At 36.8% G+C, this 22,316-nt stretch carries 21 protein-coding genes and 1 riboswitch; of the genes, 17 read left to right on the top strand and 4 right to left on the bottom strand.

The features are described from left to right. The first annotated feature begins 200 nt into the window (after positions 1-200). Entirely contained in the window at positions 201-1,277 is a 1,077-nt protein-coding gene (locus AC4PG0_RS06825; protein WP_492167802.1) for a threonine aldolase family protein, read from the top strand. Positions 1,278-1,340: 63 nt separating this feature from the next. Here the strand turns inward: AC4PG0_RS06825 and AC4PG0_RS06820 are convergent, their stop codons facing one another. Continuing rightward, entirely contained in the window at positions 1,341-1,727 is a 387-nt protein-coding gene (locus tag AC4PG0_RS06820; RefSeq protein ID WP_492167843.1) for a DUF1433 domain-containing protein, read from the bottom strand. A gap of 113 nt (positions 1,728-1,840) precedes the next feature. Between AC4PG0_RS06820 and AC4PG0_RS06815 the strand changes: the two genes are divergently transcribed. From AC4PG0_RS06815 to thiE, 9 genes are all read left to right on the top strand, one after another. Then, positions 1,841-2,986, top strand: a complete 1,146-nt coding sequence (locus AC4PG0_RS06815; RefSeq protein ID WP_492167803.1) for a DUF6792 domain-containing protein — start codon at positions 1,841-1,843, stop codon at positions 2,984-2,986. Between the two features lie 16 nt (positions 2,987-3,002). Next, the gene (locus AC4PG0_RS06810) at positions 3,003-3,431 is read left to right on the top strand and encodes a hypothetical protein (RefSeq protein ID WP_492167804.1); all 429 of its coding nucleotides are present in this window, start codon (positions 3,003-3,005) and stop codon (positions 3,429-3,431) included. A 262-nt stretch (positions 3,432-3,693) separates the two neighbouring features. Further along, complete coding sequence (locus AC4PG0_RS06805; protein WP_492167805.1) at positions 3,694-5,355, top strand: DUF262 domain-containing protein; 1,662 nt, start codon at positions 3,694-3,696, stop codon at positions 5,353-5,355. Positions 5,356-5,400: 45 nt separating this feature from the next. After that, on the top strand, positions 5,401-6,201 hold the full coding sequence (locus AC4PG0_RS06800) for a hypothetical protein (protein ID WP_112120211.1): 801 nt from the start codon (positions 5,401-5,403) through the stop codon (positions 6,199-6,201). Positions 6,202-6,274: 73 nt separating this feature from the next. Next, complete coding sequence (locus AC4PG0_RS06795; RefSeq protein WP_492167806.1) at positions 6,275-7,060, top strand: ChbG/HpnK family deacetylase; 786 nt, start codon at positions 6,275-6,277, stop codon at positions 7,058-7,060. A gap of 30 nt (positions 7,061-7,090) precedes the next feature. Next, positions 7,091-7,196: riboswitch (TPP riboswitch) on the top strand. Between the two features lie 87 nt (positions 7,197-7,283). Further along, on the top strand, positions 7,284-7,958 hold the full coding sequence (gene tenA, locus AC4PG0_RS06790) for a thiaminase II (RefSeq protein ID WP_207578614.1): 675 nt from the start codon (positions 7,284-7,286) through the stop codon (positions 7,956-7,958). After that, complete coding sequence (gene thiM / locus AC4PG0_RS06785; RefSeq protein ID WP_492167807.1) at positions 7,951-8,760, top strand: hydroxyethylthiazole kinase; 810 nt, start codon at positions 7,951-7,953, stop codon at positions 8,758-8,760. The genes tenA and thiM overlap by 8 nt, the downstream gene beginning before the upstream one ends. Continuing rightward, the gene (thiD, locus tag AC4PG0_RS06780; protein WP_185550372.1) at positions 8,757-9,560 is read left to right on the top strand and encodes a bifunctional hydroxymethylpyrimidine kinase/phosphomethylpyrimidine kinase; all 804 of its coding nucleotides are present in this window, start codon (positions 8,757-8,759) and stop codon (positions 9,558-9,560) included. Before thiM ends, thiD begins: the two co-directional genes overlap by 4 nt. Next, positions 9,557-10,201: a thiamine phosphate synthase gene (gene thiE, locus AC4PG0_RS06775; protein ID WP_010990347.1), complete on the top strand. Its 645-nt coding sequence runs from the start codon at positions 9,557-9,559 to the stop codon at positions 10,199-10,201. The genes thiD and thiE overlap by 4 nt, the downstream gene beginning before the upstream one ends. A gap of 25 nt (positions 10,202-10,226) precedes the next feature. Here thiE and AC4PG0_RS06770 read toward each other — a convergent pair whose 3' ends face one another. Continuing rightward, entirely contained in the window at positions 10,227-11,642 is a 1,416-nt protein-coding gene (locus tag AC4PG0_RS06770; protein WP_203574294.1) for a glycoside hydrolase family 1 protein, read from the bottom strand. A gap of 208 nt (positions 11,643-11,850) precedes the next feature. Further along, the gene (locus AC4PG0_RS06765) at positions 11,851-12,042 is read right to left on the bottom strand and encodes a hypothetical protein (protein ID WP_003770250.1); all 192 of its coding nucleotides are present in this window, start codon (positions 12,040-12,042) and stop codon (positions 11,851-11,853) included. Positions 12,043-12,364: 322 nt separating this feature from the next. Here AC4PG0_RS06765 and AC4PG0_RS06760 point away from each other — a divergent pair, with 322 nt between their 5' ends. Next, positions 12,365-13,024 (top strand): GAP family protein, encoded by a 660-nt coding sequence (locus AC4PG0_RS06760; RefSeq protein ID WP_010990349.1) that lies wholly within the window; start codon positions 12,365-12,367, stop codon positions 13,022-13,024. 166 nt (positions 13,025-13,190) lie between these two features. Continuing rightward, the gene (locus AC4PG0_RS06755; RefSeq protein WP_010990350.1) at positions 13,191-13,583 is read left to right on the top strand and encodes a PH domain-containing protein; all 393 of its coding nucleotides are present in this window, start codon (positions 13,191-13,193) and stop codon (positions 13,581-13,583) included. 33 nt (positions 13,584-13,616) lie between these two features. Here the strand turns inward: AC4PG0_RS06755 and AC4PG0_RS06750 are convergent, their stop codons facing one another. Beyond that, a complete protein-coding gene (locus tag AC4PG0_RS06750) occupies positions 13,617-14,390 on the bottom strand; it encodes an endonuclease/exonuclease/phosphatase family protein (protein ID WP_270907958.1) in 774 nt (257 codons plus the stop codon). A 157-nt stretch (positions 14,391-14,547) separates the two neighbouring features. On the opposite strand from AC4PG0_RS06750, the gene AC4PG0_RS06745 reads away from it, so the two are divergent. The 5 genes from AC4PG0_RS06745 to AC4PG0_RS06725 all read left to right on the top strand — a co-directional run bounded on the left by AC4PG0_RS06745 (position 14,548) and on the right by AC4PG0_RS06725 (position 22,258). Next, positions 14,548-15,006, top strand: a complete 459-nt coding sequence (locus tag AC4PG0_RS06745; RefSeq protein ID WP_072218764.1) for a superoxide dismutase — start codon at positions 14,548-14,550, stop codon at positions 15,004-15,006. A 266-nt stretch (positions 15,007-15,272) separates the two neighbouring features. Continuing rightward, positions 15,273-16,175, top strand: a complete 903-nt coding sequence (locus AC4PG0_RS06740; RefSeq protein WP_492167808.1) for an XRE/MutR family transcriptional regulator — start codon at positions 15,273-15,275, stop codon at positions 16,173-16,175. Between the two features lie 163 nt (positions 16,176-16,338). Continuing rightward, positions 16,339-17,178, top strand: coding sequence for a helix-turn-helix domain-containing protein (locus AC4PG0_RS06735; protein WP_492167809.1), 840 nt, complete (start codon positions 16,339-16,341; stop codon positions 17,176-17,178). A gap of 215 nt (positions 17,179-17,393) precedes the next feature. Then, positions 17,394-21,440, top strand: a complete 4,047-nt coding sequence (locus AC4PG0_RS06730; protein WP_492167844.1) for a MucBP domain-containing protein — start codon at positions 17,394-17,396, stop codon at positions 21,438-21,440. Between the two features lie 137 nt (positions 21,441-21,577). After that, positions 21,578-22,258: a hypothetical protein gene (locus AC4PG0_RS06725; RefSeq protein WP_003760263.1), complete on the top strand. Its 681-nt coding sequence runs from the start codon at positions 21,578-21,580 to the stop codon at positions 22,256-22,258. The last annotated feature ends 58 nt before the right edge of the window (positions 22,259-22,316 follow it).

The following is a 22,316-nucleotide window of genomic DNA, read 5'->3' as shown; positions in this document are numbered from 1 at the left end:
ATGTTGTACTTCTAATTTAGCGATTATAATTAGAATTGTCAAAATTTTTATTATAATAGTGTTGGAGGAGATTGATAGGAGAAGTTGCGGGAGAGGATTTGTTGAGTCTATAATAAACTAAAAGCTGAAGATTATAAGATATATTGGGTATATAATTGTTATACAATCAATCAAGTATATCGTAAAAGGAGTGAACCAAAATGACAACCACACTAAAAACCAGCTACCAAAAAACACCTTATAAACTAGGCGGAAACGGTCCGCGCAATGTTGGTGTTCTTACAGAAGCGCTTCAAAATATTGATGATAATCTAGAAAGCGATATTTACGGAAACGGCGCAATTATTGAAGGTTTTGAAACAAAAATCGCGAAAATTCTCGGGAAACAATCTGCGGTATTTTTTCCAAGTGGGACGATGGCTCAGCAAATTGCATTAAGAATTTGGGCTGACCGGAAAGAGAATCGGCGCGTAGCATATCATCCGCTCTCTCATTTGGAGATTCACGAGCAAGATGGGCTAAAAGAATTGCAGCAAATCACGCCACTATTACTTGGAACGGCGAATCGGCTTTTGACAATTGACAATATTAAAAGTCTTCGCGAGCCAGTTTCTAGCGTGCTTATCGAACTTCCACAACGAGAAATTGGAGGACAGTTGCCTTCTTTTGAAGAGCTTGAGAAGATTTCGGAGTATTGTCATGAACAGGGTATTTCGTTGCATCTGGACGGGGCGCGGTTATGGGAAATTACGCCGTTTTATCAGAAGTCTGCGGAAGAAATTTGTGCGCTGTTTGATAGTGTGTATGTGTCGTTTTACAAGGGGATTGGCGGGATTGCTGGAGCGATTTTGGCTGGGAATGATGATTTTGTGCAAGAGGCGAAAATCTGGAAACGGCGGTATGGTGGGGATTTGATTAGTCTGTATCCGTATATTTTGTCCGCGGATTATTATTTTGAAAAACGAATTGGGAAAATGGCGGAATATTTTGAGGCAGCGAAAGGATTGGCGGAGCGCTTTAATTCGTGTTCGGGCGTGAAGACTGTGCCGGAAGTGCCGGTTTCTAATATGTTTCATGTTTATTTTGAGAAGTCGGCTGATGAGGTTGGGGCGATTTTGACGAAGATTCAGGATGATACTGGGGTTGGAATTTCGGGGTATTTACAGGAGAAATCGGCGGATGTTTGTGCGTTTGAGGTTTCGGTTGGGGATGCGTTTGCGGAGATACCGACAAAAGATTTAGAACTAGTTTTTGGATGTTTGGAAAAGGAACTTTGACTATAAATTTGGATATGAAAAGACAAGCTATTTTCTATAGTAGCTTGTCTTTTTTAGTAGGAATTATATTTTATTTCGAGTGATTATTTGATCTTCATAAGATTTTAAATCGGATAGGATTTCATCAATTGACTTAGTTTTTTTTCTGGGCATTTCTAAGGACGTCTCTTCTTTTTCTATAATTTCATTGTAACCTTTTCTAGGTTCTTTAAACATTTTATCAAGTTCATCAGAGCAACTAAAAATTTTGACGTCTTTCCCCGCAGTAAAACTCAGATTTTTATCATTATTTATGTATCCATCAATACTTATTCCAATAGGATTAAATTCTTCATTGGTGAAAGTAACTGTATTAAAATCTGGAATATTGTGTTTAAGGTACAGTGTAACTTTTTCTTTTTGCTCATTAAAAAAAGCTTGATCTTTTTTTTCTTGCTCTTGATGCTGCATATAAAGATAACCTCCTAGTATAGATAATATTGTGACAATTAGCACAATAACTAGTATAATAATTTTAGTTCGTTTTGACATAGAAGACCTCCAGAGATGAAAGGATGATTGAATTGGCTACGAAAAAAACTTTTACTGATGAAACTTATTTCAAGCTTTCTGAAGCGGTGTATCAAGATGGTACATTAAATAGTAAAAAAATTAATATTGAATTAAGTGATAGAACAAAAAGTAATTGGAAAGTAGTGTCAAAATTAAATGATAGAGCTACTAACACACAAGCTTTTGCAGTTATTCCAGAAGAAAAAGGAAAAGATGGTAAAATCTATTATAACCATAATAACATGATTTTTGTCTATCGCGGAACAAAAGAGTCAAAAGATTTTGGCAGTGATATTATTAATGTATTTGCAGGGAAAAATTCTAGAACTAGTTTAGATAGAAAATCAAAAAATCCTTTCCAAGTCTCTAAAGAATGGACAGAAGAGGTATTAAAAGAATTTAATCCTAAAAATCCTACTTCTACTGGACATAGTTTAGGCGGAGCGCTATCGCATTATAATTCAATTTTATACGATTTTAATGCGACTACATACGCAGCTCCTAATATTTATCAATTATTACCTGAAGATAAGCAAAAGAAAGTTCGTGATGGCTTTTATAATAATTCAATTATTGATTTCACTCATGATGATGACATGATTGGAACTTTTGATCAATTTAATTCACCTATTATAGGTTCCCAATATATAGCCGAGCGAAATAAGGTCAAAGTTGGAGCCAAGGGGCTTTTTGGAGCCATTCCAGGGCACTACAATGAAACATTTGAAAGCTGTTTTTCTAGCGATGGGACGATGAAATTAAAAGTAGATGTAGATTCTATTATTAAACATGCTCAAGACATTGATGATATTATTCAGTCACTACAAACGAATAATGCTGACTTAGAGAACCTTGAAGAAAAACTACAAATAGGTTCCAAGAAAATACAAAATCAATTAGAGGAAGAAATAAGAATTGGTGGAGCTTATAGTGAATTGACTATCTGGGATATAGATGATGTTTTAACAGAACTATGCACAAAATATAAAAATGGAGTTTATTGCTTTTATAATCCGAATGAGTTTGAAAAATATTATGAAATGAATCATCAGACACGTAGACTATTGAAAAATTTTCAAATAGAGCTTATTGATGCAGCGCAGTCTTTTCGAGAAACAGATACGCGTTTAGGAGAATGGATTTCTAATAACAATTAAAAGGAAGTGAGATTAAATGTATAGCAATACTTATCAACGTGAATACGCCCGTGCAATTGGGGATATATCTTATGATTTGAGCTATCAACTTCAAATTATTGAGCGAGAACTCAAGAAAAAAGATTTAACTGCCAAAGAACGTTCGAATTTACTTGTAGCAGAAAGTACTTTGAAAAAACAAGTTCAATTGAAAATCTTAAAGCTAGATGCAAAAAAATCAGTAGAAAAACTAACTCAGCAAGCTAGAGAAGAAATAGCTATAATTCAAAAAGGAAATGAAAAAATTGGAGATGAATTTAAATTTATTCAAGATAAATTAGCGGATGCATTTGAATCCAGAACTGCAAAAGCTGTTCAAAGTTGGATGAAGCATATCCGGGAAGAAGAATTGGAAGAGCAAAAAGAGGTTCTTGTTATTTGTAAAGAAAGTATCAGAATGGATTAATATAGCGACAAAAATTAAGCGAAGTCTAGTCTTGTGGGCCAATACATGAACGTGTGTTGGTTTTTTTACATATTCAAAAGTTAATTTTTAGTTTATTTATGTATTATTTCACTTAATTTGACAAAAAATATGTTTTTATATCTTTTTGATGCTATTTTTAATGGTCAAATGTAAATAATTAGTCACATTTAGAATCGTTATTTCTACTATAATAGAACTAGGAAGATAAATTTAAAATAAAGAATTTATGGGGGATGGAAGTATGAGCATTATTAATAGTAATTTTAGAAGTTTAGGGTCATACATAATGGAGAATGTTTACAAAATACCGGATTATCAAAGGGAATACTCTTGGGACGAAACTGAGTTAGAAGACTTATGGATGGATTTAAGTCAAATCATAAATGGTGAAACTGAAAGTCATTTTTTTGGACAAATTGTAATACACATCGATAAAAAAGTAGATGAAAAACTTATTATTGATGGGCAACAAAGAACAAGTACGACGGTTATTTTGTTAGCAGCAATGAGAGATTTATTTATAAAAATACATGATTGTGGTTGGGAAGATGCGCGTTTTGATGCTGAAGATATTACTACGAAATTTATTGGAAGATATACTCAAACTAGAGATGAACGTAAATTAATACTTGGTGAGAATGATAAAGAATACTTTTCAAATAGAATTCAATTTATGACGCCAGAAACAAAAAAGAAGCAAAAGTTAACTAACTCACAAAAAAGAATAGATTTTGCTTATGACTATTTTTATAAAAAACTAGAAAAATCCATGGACTCAGCTGAAACTTTGGAGAATAAATATACAGTTTTAAAAGAGTTTTTTAGTACTTTTACTGAAAAATGCTCTGTTATGTTTGTAGAAACAGATGACATAAATGAAGCTTTTATTATTTTTGAAACATTGAATGCTAGAGGAAGAGATTTAGAAACAGCTGATTTATTGAAGAATCATTTGTTTAGAGTTGCGAATAAGAAAATTGATGTTGTAAAAGAAGAATGGAAACAAATGTTAGAATTTCTTGGAAAGATTGATACTACTAAATATATCCGGCATTTTTGGAATTCCCAAAATTTATTTATTAGAGAAAAAGATTTGTATAAAGTAATAAGGAAAAAAATAACAACACCATTAGAAGCTAATAATTTTATGAAAGACTTACTGAAACTATCTGAAGTATATAGTGGCATGGTTAATCCAGCAGAAGATAATTTCTTTGATACGAATATTCAAAAAGTATTAGCTGATATAAATATACTTGGAGCTAAATCGTTTTATCCTATAATATTAGCGATGGTGAAGAAAGGTTATGATTTTAAAGAGATATACGATGTTCTCTCATGTATAGAAGTTTTAGTGGTAAGAAATTTCGTGGTTTCAGGATTAGTTGCAAATAAATATGAAATAGAGTTTTCGAAAATTGCTTTTAGAATTTATCAAGAAGATATTGAAGATTTTGCTGAGATTATGAGTTTATTACGGAGAAATATTGTAGCAGATAATGATTTTTTACATAATTTTTCCAGTTTTGAGATCAAAAATAAGCCTAGTATAAGATACATTTTGAAAAAGATTAATGATAGTTACTCGAAGGAACTTACTGTGTTAGATGATAATAATAAAGTTCATATTGAACATATAATGCCTGTAAAAGCGACTGATTGGGACATTATCAAAGAAGATCATGGTGAGTATTTATGGAAGCTGGGCAATCTTACTTTACTTGGTGGGGAATATAATAAAAAATCTACCAATAAAATATTTAATGAGAAAAAAGAAGTATATGAGTATTCGCAAGTACAGTTGACGAGAGAGCTATTGGACTACGAGGAATGGAATATAAAAACAATTAAAGAAAGACAACAAAGTTTGGCTGAGATAGCGGTTAATATTTGGAAGATTTAATTTAACTATTAGAAGATTGCACATGTCAGGAGATGAAAAGCAGCGTTGGAATTATCAATAAATATTCTAAATATTATTGGGATTCTTTTAGAAATAGGAGTTTCAATATATATTATTATTTCAGAAAAGAAGAAGAGCAAGAATCGAAATAGTGAAGCTGAAAATGATTTGATTCAACAAACGAATAATATTATAAATAATACGCAAGGAGATAATGCGTCATTTAATTATACTAACGTTCTTATGCAATCAAAATATCAAGAAAGAGCGTATCGAGAAATATTAAATGATTTAGGAGATAAAAAAGAAAACAAGCAGAAATCTAAATATGGAAAAAAGTGTTCATATTTAAGAAAAGTTATTAATATTGTCTGTTTGGGAATAGGTGGTTTTTGGGCATTTTATTATTTTGATTTAATGAAAATAACATCTTTCAATACCTATCTATTAAATGTGTTATTTCAAACCATTTATACATTAGCCACTTTTATTTTGATTTTTTCACTTTCCAATTTTGTTAAATTATTTCTAATTCATTTTAAAGAGTATAATTATATAGTTTTACGGAAAATCCAGTTATTCTTAACAACTCTTTTTGCACTGCTAGGTGCTACTATTTGGCTATATTTTGATTGGAGAGCGAATTTCAGACCATTATTTAATATGTACACTGAAAGTTCGTATTATACTTTAGGTATTATAATGCTTGGATTAGTATTTTATGTATTCCATCAAATGGCACAAAGTTTTTTATTAAATAATATTTGGGTTCCTAAAAAAGCAGTTAAAATATTATTTGTATCTTTAATTTTTAGTTTAGTAGCATCTATTTGTTTATTTATATGAATTATAGATATACTAAAATTAATAGTATTTGAATATCAGCATTTATTATTAAAATAGGAAAGGAGACCCACCCATGCCAAAACTAATCATCGACGCAGACGATTTCGGTCTATCCAAAGCCATCAACCACGGCATCATCGAAAGCTACAAAACCGGCATCACCACATCCACCTTACTCATGCCAAACCTAGAAACTGCCGATCACGCGATTGCTCTCGCAAAAGACCACCCAGACCTATTCATCGGGCAACACACAAACTTCCTACTCGGAAAACCGTGCGCGGACCCGGCTGAAATTCCGTCACTCGTCGACGAAAACGGGGAATTCCATCGTTCCAAATACTACCGGGCTAACCCAGAAATCAAATTCCAATACGAAGATGTGCGCACGGAAACTATCGCTCAAATGGAACGGTTCAAAGCGCTAACGGGTCACTACCCAGAACACATTGACTGCCACTCAATCGGTGATGAAACGGTTGACCAAGCTTTCTTTGATATTGCGCGTGAGTTCGGGATTCACACCACTTTAAAATACAGCGGCGATAAAAAATGGCCAGATCAGGAAGGTTATTTGCCAATTACTAAACTGCTCGAGTCGGGCGCACTCCCTTATACAAATGGCGGAGTCTCGGTTGAAAACTTCCTAAATGATGATTTCGGATTGCTGAAACTGGCACCAGATGAAATTGCTGAGATGCATTTTGATGTCGGTTTTTTGGATCAATTTGTGCTGGATAATTCTTCCTATACGTTGATGCGGTGCCGGGAACTTGCAACGATTTGTGACGTACGAGTGCGGGATTGGCTTCTTGAAAATGGGTTTGAGCTTATTACATTTGGGGATTTACAGCGGTAAAACTCTATGCTATGATGAACACAACTTAATAAGAAAAACTAGGGGGGCCGATTCTGGCTGAGATAGAAAGGTAATGCTTTCTGACCCTTTGAACCTGTTTGTTAGTGCAAGCGTAGGGAAGTGAATGTGAAAGTGACCGGAAAATTTATCGCGGCTGCTGTTTCTTTGCTTATGCTAAGGGACAGTGGGCGCTTTTTTTATTGTGCAAAAAGGAGGAGTTTAAGTGTTTGTTCACGGTTTTCAAGAAGAAGTAGGGGATTTATGGCAGGAAACGTTGCGGCATCCATTTGTGCGGAGTTTGGCGGATGGGACACTTGAGAAGGAGGCGTTTTACTATTATTTGCTTCAGGATGATTATTACTTGTCACATTTTGAGAAGGTGATTGAGAAAAGTGTGGAACAGGCGGGGACGGTGGAACTTGCTGCGGAAATGAGGGAAGTACAGGTGCGACTTCAGCAGTCGGAGTTGTTGATGCGCGAACAGTTTTATCCGCGGGTTGGGCTAACGGAGCGCGATTTTTCCGAGCGCAAACCGGCGCCAACAGCTTATCATTATACTTCTCATCTTTACCGGATGGCGGATTTTGGTAGTTTTGGGGTGACGATTGCTTCCCTTTTGCCTTGTTATGCGCTTTATGCTGATATGGGGAAAATGTACGAAGGGGCGCGGAGTTCGGAGCCATTTTATCAAGAGTTGTTGGATAGTTATGTGGATGAAAATTATCAAAAAGTGGTGTTGCAGCAGAAACGGTTGGTGGAACAGGCGGCGAGTATGGCGGATGCGCGGGAACTTGCTCTGATGAAGCAGGCTTTTCAAATCAGTGTGGAAATGGAATGGGCGTTTTTTGATATGGCTTATAAAAAACAAAATTGGCGTGGGAGTGTGAATTATGTTTGATTTTATGATGTTGGAAAAGGTGCGGGAAAAAGGGCCGTTGGTACATAATATTACGAATATCGTGGTTGCGAATGACTCGGCGAACGGCTTGCTTGCGATTGGTGCGTCACCGATTATGGCTTCTGCGAAAGAGGAAATGGATGAACTTGCGAAAATGGCGGATGTGCTCGTGATTAATATCGGAACGCTAGACGGGGAACTTGTTACAGCGATGAAAATTGCTGGACGTGCGGCAAATGTTGCTGGAACGCCGGTTGTGCTTGATCCGGTCGGTGTTGGCGCGACTTCATACCGTCGTAAAGTGGTGCAAGAATTATTGGCAGAAATTCAGTTTACGGCGATTCGTGGAAATGCGGGAGAGCTTGCGGCGATTGCTGGTGAAGCTTGGGAAGCGAAAGGCGTGGATGCGGGTGTTGGTTCGGCGGATGTGCTGAGCATTGCTGAAAAAGTGGCGAACGAATGGAGCACGGTTGTTATTATTAGCGGCGAAGTAGATGTGATTTCGGACGGGACGCGTTTTGCAAAAGTGGCTAATGGTAGCGCACTGCTTCCAAGAATTACTGGTTCTGGTTGTTTGCTGAGTGCGGTTTGCGGTAGTTTTATCGCCGTTCAGGAAGACGTTTTTCGAGCTAGTGTCGAAGCGTGCGCGAGTTATGCGGTGGCTTCTGAGTACGCGGAAATCGAGTTAGAAAGAAAACTTCCAGGCTCATTTCGACCACTATTTTTAGATGAACTGGCTAGCTGGTCGGTCGAAAAAACGCGTGCCAAAGCCAAAATCCAAGAAAGTGGTGAACGCAAATGATTTTCCCACAAGTATTAACGATAGCTGGTTCAGATTCTGGCGGCGGTGCGGGGATACAAGCGGACATCAAGACGTTTCAAGAGCGCAAGACCTTTGGAATGTCCGTCATCACGGCAATTACGGCGCAAAATACGTTAGGGGTAAAAGCAGTGCATAAAATCCCGGTAGAAATGATTCGCGAACAGTGCGACGCGATTGCAGAGGATTTCCAAGTGAACGCCGTGAAAACTGGGATGCTTGCGGATGCAGAAATTATCCGAGAAGTGGCGCGGAATATACGTTTGCACAACTTCCCAAATATCGTCATTGATCCCGTGATGATTGCAAAAGGTGGCACTGCTTTGCTTGAAAACGAGGCGACACAAGTGTTGAAAGATGAGCTTTTGCCACTTGGTACGATCATTACGCCGAATATTCCAGAAGCGGAAGAAATTCTGGGAGAAAAAATCACAACCAAGGCGGAAATCGAACAAGCTGCTAAGAAAATTTTTGATTTAGGTGTAAAAGTGGTTGTTATTAAAGGTGGGCATAGCGAAATGAGTGAGGCGTCTGATTTTTACTATGATGGCGAAATGACAAAATGGCTGACGAGCGAACGCTTTGATACGCCTCATACGCACGGGACGGGTTGCACTTTTTCGGCATGTATTGCGGCTGAACTTGCGAAAGGGAATTCCCTTTTAGACAGCGTCGTAGTTGCGAAAGAGTTCATCACGAGTGCGATTAAATATCCGCTTGGAATTGGTCACGGTCATGGTCCAACCAACCATTTTGCTTACCGATTGGAGGATGGGAAATGAGAGCTGAACTAGCTGTATATTTTATCGCTGGAACGCAAGACATTGTCCGTGGAACATTGCCAAGCGTGCTAGAAGAAGCACTGAAAGCCGGGATTACTTGTTTCCAATATCGCGAAAAAGGAGCAGGCGCACTCCAAACTGCCTCCGAAAGAAAAGAAATGGCGCTGGAATGCCAACAATTATGCGCAAAATATCAAGTGCCATTCATTATTAACGATGATGTTGCCCTAGCCCTCGAAATCGGCGCGGACGGCATCCATGTTGGGCAAAACGACGAGGAAATTCGCCAAGTTATCGCGAGTTGCGCCGGGAAAATGAAAATCGGGCTTTCGGTTCATTCGGTTAGTGAAGCAGAGGAGGCAGAACGACTTGGCTCGGTGGATTATATCGGCGTAGGACCAATTTTCCCCACAATTTCAAAAGCGGATGCAGAGCCAGTAAGTGGAACAGCAATTTTGGAAGAAATTCGTCGGGCTGGAATCAAGCTGCCAATTGTCGGGATTGGCGGAATTAATGAAACAAATTCAGCCGAGGTTCTCACAGCAGGTGCGGATGGGGTATCGGTTATTTCAGCGATTACTCGGTCGGAAGATTGCCAATCGGTTATCAAGCAATTAAAAAACCCAGGTTCCCCCTCCTAAAAGGGCAAACCTGGGTTTCTCATTTTTATAAATCTTCACCATTGGTAGCAATAACGTTCTTGTACCAATCAAAACTTTTCTTCTTATAACGATTTAGCGTACCTGTGCCGTCGTTGTTGCGATCGACATAGATAAAGCCGTAACGTTTCTTCATTTCAGCAGTGGAGGCACTAACAAGGTCGATACAGCCCCATGAAGTGTAACCCATCAGCTCAACGCCGTCTTTAATCGCTTCTTTTACTTGCGATAAATGGGCGCTCAAATAGTTAATACGATAGTCGTCATTTACTGTGTAATTGCCGTTTTCGTCTTGTTCTAGTTGGTCGATAGCGCCAAGACCGTTTTCTACGATGAAAAGTGGTTTTTGGTATCTATCCCAGAATTCGTTTAGGACAACGCGTAAACCTTTAGGGTCGATTTGCCAACCCCATTCGGATGCTTCTAGGTAAGGGTTTTGCACGCCTCCTAGGATGTTTCCTGCGCCAGCTTTGCGTTTCGACTCGTCAGCTGTTTCAGTTGTGCTCATGTAATAGCTGAAGGAAATGAAATCTACAGTGTTTTTAAGGATTTCTAAGTCTTCTTCTGTTACGTCTAATTCAATATTATTTTCTCTGAAATAGCGTTTCATGTAGCCAGGATAAGCGCCGCGAACATGAACATCGGAGAAGAAGTAGTTTTTGCGCTCTGCTTCCATAACAGCGATAATATCATCTGGGTTGGAAGTTAGCGGATAAGTTGGCATTGCTAGAACCATACAGCCGATTTGAGCTTCTGGCATGATTTCGTGACCAATTTTTGTAGCCAGCGCGCTCGCCACAAGTTCGTGGTGGACAGCTTGGTATAGGTCTTTTTGTGATAATTTATCTGGGCTTGTAGAAATACCGCCACTCATGAATGGTGCGTGTAAAATCGAGTTGATTTCATTAAAAGTGAGCCAATATTTTACTTTGCCTTTGTAGCGATTAAATACAGTGCGGACATAGTTTTCATAGAAGTCGATCATTTTTCTATTTACCCAGCCGTCGTAAGTTTTCGATAAGTGAAGTGGTGTTTCATAGTGAGATAAAGTGATTAGCGGTTCAATATTATGTGCTAGAAGTTCGTCGAATAAATCATCGTAAAATTGTAGTCCTGCTTCGTTTGGCTCAGTTTCATCACCATTTGGGAAGATACGGGACCAAGCGATGGAAGTACGGAAAACCTTGAAGCCCATTTCAGCAAAAAGTTTCACGTCGTCTTTGTAACGATGATAAAAGTCGATTCCTTCTAATTTTAAGTTATCTGGTGTTGGACCGTCAGTAATTTGACCGAATCCGCCTTTTGGAGTAACATCTTGAACGGAAAGTCCTTTTCCATCAACGTTGTAAGCGCCTTCGAATTGATTTGCGGCAGCAGCTCCACCCCATAAAAAGTTGGCTGGAAATCCAGTATTTGTATGCATGTTAAAAACTCCTTTTCTACATTTTAAAGTATCTATAAAAAAAAACCAAATACTTTTCTAAATAAATGCAGAGAAACATTGTACTTAGAAAAATATTTGGTTATGCCCGGCTTGCGTCGGTAACATTCCGATTTATAATTAAAATATAGCAAAAATAACTAGGATAGTCAACGGAAACAGATAACATCTACTCTGTTTGGAGCGGATGTTATTTACGTTTAGAAAGAGTGAGCATACCGAATAAAATGCTTGCTGTGCTCGCGGATTCGTCTGTTTTTGTTGAATTTGATTGTCTTACAGAACTGACTTGCTCTTGTGCTATTCCTGCGTTCAGTTGTTGTTCTGGACTGGTCACAGTATCAATTTGCGCCAGTACGTCATTATGGGTTACTTTTTTCATAATATTTCCACCTGTCTCTGTATTTGAACGAACAATAGAAATTATACTATTATTATAGCCCTAACATGAATTTCCATTTTTAGTCACCGATTCCATAATGGGAGTTTTTATATAAAAATAGACTTTTAGAAGAATAACTTTGCTTGAAAAGTAGCGTTTTAGTGCATTTAATGAGCTGTTTATGGCAAATGTATTGTATTGTTTTTTTGGGGAAGAACATAAGGAATGATATAGTGACAATTGTTTGTTAGTGAGTATAAGAGGGAAAAAGGTAGATTGAATGATAAGGATTTGTAAAAAAATGTATAGAGGGGGAGTCAGTGTGGGTTCAGCTTTTTCAGCTATTTTGTCACCGGCAGTAGGTATTTTAATTAGTCCATTTCCAATTGTTGGGCTTATTTTGATTTTACTGAGCAACAAGGCACGGATTAACAGTATTTTTTATACGGTTGGTTGGATTGTTGGGAATATTGCTATTTTCTTTATTGGGTTATTTTTAATGAGTTCGGCGGTTAGTTCGTCCGGAGATCAGTCAACCTTGGTCAAAGTGGTACTTATTGTGTTAGGGGTTTTACTTATTTTGCTCGGTGCGCATGATTTTACGAAACGTCCGAAAAACGGGGAGAAAGCTGCAACACCAAAATGGTTTGAAAAAATGAGCAATATTAAACCAGTTGGCGCGATGATTTTTGCTTTCTTATTATCTGCGGTGAATCCTAAGAATATGTTGCTTTCTCTGACTGCGGGTGTTAGTGTTGGGGCGCTGAATTTAACTGGCGGGCAGGAAACAACGGCAACTATTATTTTTGGAATTATCGCTTGTTGTTCGATTTACATCCCAACGATTGCTTTCTTACTGGCTGGGAATCGACTTAACAACGCATTAGATAGTACGCGTAAATGGCTTATCCAAAACAATTCCGTGATCATGGCTGTACTGTTCTTGTTTATCGGTCTAAGTGTTATTAGTAAGGCATTTTAAATGATAAAAGGGCTACTTGTTCTCAAGGATTAGTAGCTTTTTTTTATTTAAAAATGCAGACTGTTCACATAATGTCTACATACTATGAAAACGTTTTATGCTAATATGGCTTCACTTGTTCATTTAAAATTGAATAAGAATACATACAACAAAAAGGATGGGTTTCATGTTTGACAAACTAATGGGAAAAGCAGCAATTGTTACCGAATCATCTTATGGCATAGAACGATTTTTAGAAGATGATGAAAAGATTATTCAAATTTTTAAATTTATAAGAGATGAAGTTATTATTACTTCAAAAGGGATTTTTAATGTGGATGCTCAAGGGATAACTGGTAAGAAAGTAGAATTCAAGTTTTTCCCGAAGAAGGCATTAAAGTATGTTTCGATCGAGACTGCGGGAACTTTAGACCGTGACTTTGACTTGAAAATTGGTGTTGACGGCAATACGGTCGTGACACAAAACACCTCTTTTTCCGCGCCAATCGCCTTAAAAGTGCATAAAAATGATACAGAAATGGGATTTGCGCTTTATAAAATGATTAAAGAAATGTTATAAGTGAAAGAGAAGACGATATTCGTCTTCTCTTTTTTATGCCCATTCTAGTGTTGCAGTCACAGGGAAATGGTCAGAAGCAGAACAGCCATCTACTTGATCCGTGATAGTTTTGTAAGAGTGTACGCGGAACTCTTTAGACACGAAGATGTAATCAATTTTTTCTAATTCGTTTTCAGGTCGGAGTGGTTGGAAGTCATGAAAGCTACCAATTGGGCCTTTTATAGGAGTCTGAGAAATCAACTGAGCATCCTGATATTTTTTGGTTATGAAGTTATACGTTGGTGTTTCTGGTTCTGTATTGAAATCTCCTAGTAAAATCACTGGTAAATTCTCTGCAATCAGACCGGCTTTTTGCAGTAAAAGTTGGCTTGCAAATAGACGAGCTTCCTCCGAGACGTGATCCAAATGCGTATTGAAGATATAGAACTGTCTTCCATCAGTCGAATCCTCTAGTTTTCCCCAAACGCAAATTCGTGGAAACATCGCTGTTGAGTGAATAGAAGGGACATCTGGCGTTTCTGAAAGCCAAAAATGCCCTTCTTGCAGTAAACTAAAACGAGCAGAATTATAAAAAACAGCCGTAAATTCTCCTTTTTCAAAACCATCATCTCGTCCTACCCCGAAATAATCCCAATCTAGCATTTCTTTCATGTCGCGCATTTGTGGCAGAAGAGGTTCCTCCACCCCCATGAAATCCCATTGATATTTATCAAGTAATGATTTTGTTAGTGTTTTACGCAATTCCCAGCTCTTTTTCTGCTCGGAAGTGTCATCAAAACGAATGTTAAAAGTAGTTACACTGAACATGATTCCACATCCTTTTTTTATTTAAAAGTTTTACAAAGAGAGTTTAGCATATTTATGAAAGCGTTTCACTTATTTGAGGTTTTATGTAGTATATATTCGACATTTTTTCAAAAAAATAAAAGTCATTGTATTGTTATGAAAAGGGAGTGTCACTATGTTGCGAAAAGGTAGTTGGTTGCTCATATTATTATTGATAGTATTAGTGGCATTATCAGCTTGCGAAGATAGGGAGAAAGGAGACGCTCATAATGTCTCGGCTAAAAGGGAAAAGCAGATTTTCTCTTCAAAAGATACTAAAAAGGGATGGCTAGAGCTCATTGCAGCAGATGAAATTTCAAGTCAAGATGATTCTCCTTGTATTTATAAAGCGGGGGAATCTGTAGAAAAATTGGAAGTGCATATGAAAGAATTAAGTACGGCGAGTTTGACCTATATTTACATTGACGGCTACATCGTACAAATGGAACAAGGCGGCGAGCTCTCTTTTCAAATTCAATTAAGTAAAACAGAATTAAAAAAAGGATTTCATGAATTAACGGCTGTTCAATATCAGGAAAATAACCCTGAAACTAAAAAAGTAGAGTTATTAAAACGCGCTAAGTATGAAGTAAAATAAAAAGATTAACGAATGATTTAGAACGATATTTTTAAAGAGAATGTGAAAAATGACATTCTTTTTTTGTGCTATTAATACTTAAAAAAGGAAGATGACGATATTGTAAGTAGCTTTTCGCCTTTAAAAGAATTAAACTACTAGTGTTTAGGGTATATATTTTAAGAACAATGATTCCTAAATTGTTTGGAGTAGAGAAATTAAAGCATAGACATAGATACTGCATTCCGACTTTTTGAAATGGAAGAACTTAATTAGGGGGATATCATATGGGTTCATATGGCGAATTGATTCGGGAAATACGGCTATCTAAAGGTTTGACTCAAAAAGAGGTATACACAGGAATTATATCTAGGTCTTATGCAATCGGATTTGAAAAAGGAAAACACGAGATTACTTTGAGTTTGTTTGAAGAGATTTTAAAGCGGATCATGGTTCCTTTAGATGAATTCTTTTTTATTTACAGAGACTTTTCTTCGACAGAGGATGATAGTTTTTGGATTGATTTCGTCGAGCTATCAGGTAAAAATGATGTTGTAGGGATGCAGGCGTTGCTAGATAAAATAACTTTAGAGCGAACGGAGCAGACAGAAGTTAGAAAAGCGATACTTCATACGAGAATTCAAACTATTAATCATTATTTGCGTACGAATGTGTTTGATGAATCGAATATTTCTGATGAATATAAAAAAATTATCCATGACTATCTTTGGAAAATGCAGACGTGGACTTTAGAAGAGGTTCGTATTTTTTCCAACGGCATATCTTTTTTTGAGGAAGAAGTACAAATTCACTTTTATCAAATTATGTTGAAATCGTATGAAAAGTATAGGTACTATGATAGAGGAAGACTGCTATTTTGCCATCTATTTGCTAATCTAACAGACGAACTCATCATACAGAATAAAATCAATTATGCGAATCTAGTGCTCGAAAAATTAAAAGAAGCATCTGAAACAAGTGGTAGCTTTAACAGTGCTTTTTATCGAATAGTAGCCAATTATTATCAAGGGGCTATTTGGATGAAAGAAGGCGAAGTGGAAAAGGGCTATCACCAGGCCAAAAGAGCCATTCAAACATGGAAAGAACTGCACTATGAAGCAATAGCAGATTTGTATAGTGTGGTATTAAAACAATTTTTAGAAAAAGAAAATATTAAAGTAGAAGATTAGCTACCCTAAGATTTTCTATTTAAAAAACACTAAAATGGAGTCGTTTTAGTGTTTTTTTGTTTGTGGTAAAGAGGTTTTATGTACTATATATAGCACTATTTACAGAGAGAAAACAAAGGAATGTAAAATAAAGGCAAGAATTGAGCTAAGAGGAGGTCTTCGGATGATAAGTTATGGTGAGCTGATTCGGCAAATAAGGCAGTCTAAAAAAATCTCCCAAAAAGAAGTGTACACAGGGGTTATTAGTAAATCTTATGCAATTGAATTTGAAAAGGGAACCCATGCAATATCGAGCATTTTACTAGAGAAAATAGTAACAAAACTAATGGTAAGTATGGAAGAGTTTTTCTTCATGTATCATCAAGAGGAGTTGCCTGAGAAAGAGGACTTTTGGGAAGCCTACGAGCGGGCGTGTAAAACTGATGAAATTGCTATTTGGGAATTACTTTATCAAAAAATATCATCGGAAGAAGGAAAAATCAATCAAGTAAAAAGCGCGGCGATAAAACTTGAATTAGACCATATAAAAGGCAAACAATTTATGGATAAAAAAGTGGTTCGGATTTTGGAGAACTACCTGATTGAAGCAGTTTTTTGGACGTTAGAGGATATATTCTTATTTACTCGAATGTTGCCGTACTTGTCTTTGAAAAGTCGGGTGCCATTTTATTATAAATTATTAAACACGCTGGACAGGTATCGTCATTTTGAACGAGGAAGAAGGATTTTACAAACAGCGCTTGCTAGTATTATAGATGATTTTATAGAGAGAAATGAAATCGAGCATATGGAGCTGATGATAAGAAGTTTAAAAAAGATTTGTGATGATTGTGAGGGTGCTTATTTTAAAATTCTCTGCATGTATTATCATGGAATTATTGAGCGGGGAGAAGGCGAAGAAATCAAGCAGGCGATAGCTATTTTACGGGTGTTAGGTTATGAGAATAAAGCGTTAAAGTATGAAGCGATGTATCGACAATTTAGTTTAAAAGCAACGATATAAAAATAATTTAAAGAAAGCTAAAAAGAACCAATCTTTTTAGCTTTCTTTTTTCGAGTAGTATATATGCGACATTAGAAAATTTTAAGACTCCGCATAGTATTATATAGACTGAAGTACGGCTTAAAGCCACATTGACAGTGAAGGGAGGGGCTTTGGCAAAGGAACTAAATGCCAACTGACACTGCAAATTTAGCGTTAAAAGGAGGAAGATTGTTATTTTAAAGAAAATATTTATTGCATTAATTGCGCTTGTAGTTATTATCAATACAGTTAGTTTTACGGCTGTTTCTGCAAGCACACCTACATGGTTAGAACAAACCATGAATAGTAATGAACCGTTTATAAAAGAGATTGAAAAAGAAACAGGTAAGACGAGAGCGAATATTACACAGACAGATTTAGAAGCTATAACCGCCTTGCGAGTAACAGGGGCAAGTGATATTCCGACAAATATCGATATGTTAACTCATTTAACTACGTTAGAAGTTAAAAATGGAACATTATCTTCCGTATCTAACTCAGTGGGGAATTTAAAGGAGTTAAAAATCTTAGTTCTGAATGATAATAATTTAAGCACCTTTCCAACGATTGTTTTCCAACTACCTAAGTTAGAAGAATTACAAGTTTCTGGGGGAACGATAGAAGAAATCCCTGCCACAATAACAAATATGGCGAGTCATTTGAAATTCTTAGGGATATTAAATAACCATTTAGTGAAGGTTCCAGACGCAATTTTCACTACGAACTGGACAAATGCTACTGGGGGAGACTTAGACTTAATGGCTGCAGGGAACCAGATTGTAACCAATATTCCTGCCAACTATATAAGCCAGTTTAATAATGGGAATAACCTATTAGAATTTTACGATAACAACTATCAAAAACAAGACCAACTAACTACAACACCTGGATATACCATTGATGTACCTGTTGGAACTGATTTTAATCAATTAACACCAGACAAAACGAAACTCGCACTAACATCTGGACGAACTTTACTCGCGCAACACGAATTCGAGTATTATGATGATGGTTCAAGTTCACTAATCCACAATGGCGTGACAGCAGCACCGGGTCAAGCGACCATCTTCATCAAGAGCAAGTTTTCCACGCAATCGAACAAATTTGCCAGAACACAAGTTACAGTAAACATCACTGCGCTAAACGGCGGACCTATTACCGTGAAACATGAAGATACAAAAGGACAAGAACTTGCGCCACCTGTCATTTTAAATGGTAAAGATGGGGACCCTTATACAACGACACAAAAAACTTTCCCAGGCTACACTTTAGTTGCAACACCAGCCAATCAAAATGGTACATTCACCATGAACCCGGCTACAGTCAACTATGTATACAGCGCAAATGATTATAAACTAACATCTACTTTCAAAGATGCCCAAGGTCAAGAACTGAAAGCGCCAGTTGTGGATACAAAAGATTACCATATCCAAGACAACTATACTACAACAGCAGCAACCATTCCCGGCTATTCTTTAGTTTCCACACCTGCTAATCAGAACGGAACTTTTGGAGCTGGGAATGTCACGGTTAATTATGTATACAAAAAAGACGATTATACACTTACTTCCACTTACAAAGATACGAATGGTCAAGAACTAAAAGCACCAGTGGTAGATGCGACAACGTATCATTATCAAGACACGTATACAACAACAGCCGCAGTTTTCCCAGGTTATACGTTAGTAGCAACGCCAACAAACGCTACTGGGACATTTGGTTCGTCAAACATCACTGTTAATTACGTATATCAAGCAAATGGCTATCAATTAACTTCTACATTTAAAGATCAACAAGGGAAGACAATCGCACCAGATGATGTCGATGCTAAAACCTATCACGTGAACGATCCCTATACAACAACTGCCAAAACGATCCCGGGTTACACATTAGTGACGACCCCTGCAAACAACCAAGGTAATTTTGGAACAAGCGATATTACGGTTGATTATGTTTATAAAGCAGAAGATTATACATTAACTTCGACTTACAAAGATGCACAAGGTAAAGAATTAAAACCACCTGTTGTAGATAGTAAAAAGTATCATATTCAAGACACCTATTCTACAAGTGCAGCAACCATTCCAGGTTATACGCTAGTAGCGACACCTGCGAACGAAACAGGAACCTTCCATACGAGCGATGTTACGGTTAATTATGTGTATAAATTAACAGACTTAAAATTAACTTCGACATATAAAGATGCGCAAGGAACTGAGTTAAAAGCCCCCGTTGTAGATAGCAAAACGTATCATATTCAAGATAACTATGCTACAACTGCAGCTGTCATTCCTGGCTATACATTAGTCGCAACACCAGCGAACCAATCAGGTACTTTTGGTAGCACGGATATCCAAGTGAACTATGTATACCAAGCAGTTGCTTATAAACTAACTTCGACGTACAAAGATCAACAAGGGAACGATTTAGCTTTACCAAAAGTAGATACAAAAACGTACCATATTCAGGATGGTTACACGACGAGTGATATTGCTATTCCAGGTTATACATTAGTCGCGGCTCCAACGAATCAAACAGGTACATTTGGCGCGAGTGATGTAACCGTGAATTATGTCTACAAAGCCAATGACTACACACTAACTTCGACGTATAAAGATGCACAAGGTAAGGAATTAAAAACGCCAGTCATAGACAGTCAAAAATATCACATTAACGACACTTATACTACGACAGGAGCTACTATTCCAGGTTACACATTAGTCGCAGCACCAGCGAATCAATCCGGTACATTTGGCGCGGCGAATGTAACAGTCAACTATGTCTACAAAGCAGATGATTACACATTAACTTCGACCTACAAAGATGCAAACGGCAAAGAATTAAAAGCGCCAGTTGTAGACAGCAAAACTTACCATACAAAAGATAACTATTCTACTAGCGCAGCAACCATTCCTGGCTACACACTAGTGGCAGTACCAGCAAATCAAACAGGTACATTTAATACGAGCAATGTGACAGTCAATTATGTTTACAAAGCGAATGAATATACCTTAACTTCCACTTTCAAAAATGTACAAGGAACAGAACTAAAACCAGCTATCGTGAAAAAAGGATTTATTATTAAGGATGGCTATGCGACTAGTGGCGTAACAATTCCAGGCTATACATTAGTGGCAACACCATCGAACAAAAAAGGAACGTTTGGTGCTAGTAATGTAACAGTTAATTATGTATATAAAGCGAATGGTTATGCATTAATCACAACATATAAAGACACACAAGGTAAAGATTTAAAACCACTAGCCATTGATACAAAAATATACAATATTAACGACCCATACACTGCAACAGCGCTAAACATCCCAGGTTACACATTAACAACTACACCAGCCAATGAAAAAGGTGTATTTGGCGCAAGTGATGAAACAGTTAATTACGTATATAAAGCAAATGATTATACGTTAACAACGACCTACAAAGACGCAAACGGCAAAGAACTACAAGCACCTAAAGTAGACGCGAAAACTTATCATATCCAAGACACATACAAAACAACTGCAGCAGTAATTCCTGGATATACATTAGTTGCAACACCTAAGAATGACCAAGGTGCTTTTGGAGCGAACAATGTAACTGTGAATTACGTGTACCAAACGAATGATTACACGCTAACTGCGACATTTAAAGATGCTCAAGGAAACGAATTAAAAGCAGCAGAAGTAGACGCTCAAAAATATCATATTCATGACACTTACACATCGAAAGCAGCCGTGATTCCGGGTTACACTTTAGAAAAAACACCAACGAACGAAACGGGTACTTTTAATGCAAGTGATATCCAAGTGAATTATGTGTATAAAGCAAATGATTATCAACTTACTTCTACTTTTAAAGATCAACAAGGCAACGAAATAGCATTACCAACAGTTGATGCAAAAACTTATCACATTCATGACGCGTATACAACGAAAGCTCGCTTGATTCCAGGGTATAGCCTAGTAGCTGCACCAACAAACCAAATAGGTGCTTTTGGAACAAGTGATGTAACAGTCAATTATGTGTATAAAAAAGATGCTATTATCAAACCTATTACTCCAGCGAAACCAACTATTCTTACAATAAAAACACCTGCAAGTAAAGTAATTAAGACTAAAGTAGTTAAGCAAACTCTTCCTAAAACAGGGGATGACGATGCTGGACTATTAAACCTACTAAGACTTATAGGACTCGTTTTAATTTTAGGCGTATTTTTGGCAGTCGGAAGTAAAAAATTAAGATAAGCATAACGTAGATTAAAACACCGCCGCAGATTGTTGTGGTGGTGTTTTAACTAATATATACGACATTAGAAATACCCATTTTGGAAAAGATGTATGATTTTTATTGTAAAGAATTTCACAAAGGAAGAGGCGATTCTTTGTTAGAGAAAAAGTATCAAATCCATTTACAAAATCATTACGATGCAACGAGTAGGCAAGTGCAAAAGAAAGAAATAAAAGTCTTAAAAAAACGCAAAAATCTATTAATTGGGGAAGTTTTCCCATATCAAATTTGTTTAGAAAGCACGATGGAATATTCAAGATTTATGTTATGGTTTGAAAAAGAAGTCCAAAAAATCGTGAAAGAACTTTGGAATCAACATTTTATTATCAAACTAACATTATCCCAATTACATTTCCGCGAAACCATTCTCTTTTTAGAGCATTTAAAAGATTTTAGTAAACGGATAACGATTGAATTTATCGGTGAAGACACACCAGAAATTAAAAAACATTTTTCCGTCCAAGAGCAAGAAGCGTTTTTTATAGGGAAACTAAGAATGCTAAAAAAATGGAAATTCATTATTTCTAAACATATCGAAGGCTGCTCAGTGGAACAAACCCTTGCTTTTACCCCGTGTCTACATGAAATAAAATACACGATGAGCCAACAAGCACGAATGGAAGAAAATATTATCGATTTGCACATGTTCATCGATTTTTGGGAATACTGGGCAACACATAAAAAATTGAAATTCGTAGTCGAAGTGAAAGAAGCGGATTTTATTACGAAGTCTTTGATGCATAAAAAGGTCCACGTACAATTTGAGAATGCGTAGTGGATGAAGTGGACCCGAGAGTTTACTATTAATTAATAATGTTAAGCTGTAGAAAAAG

The organism is Listeria sp. MAN/IMW/UF464, from assembly GCF_058683955.1.
The sequence above is the reverse complement of the archived record's forward strand: the minus strand, read 5'-3'. Positions and strand labels throughout refer to the sequence as shown.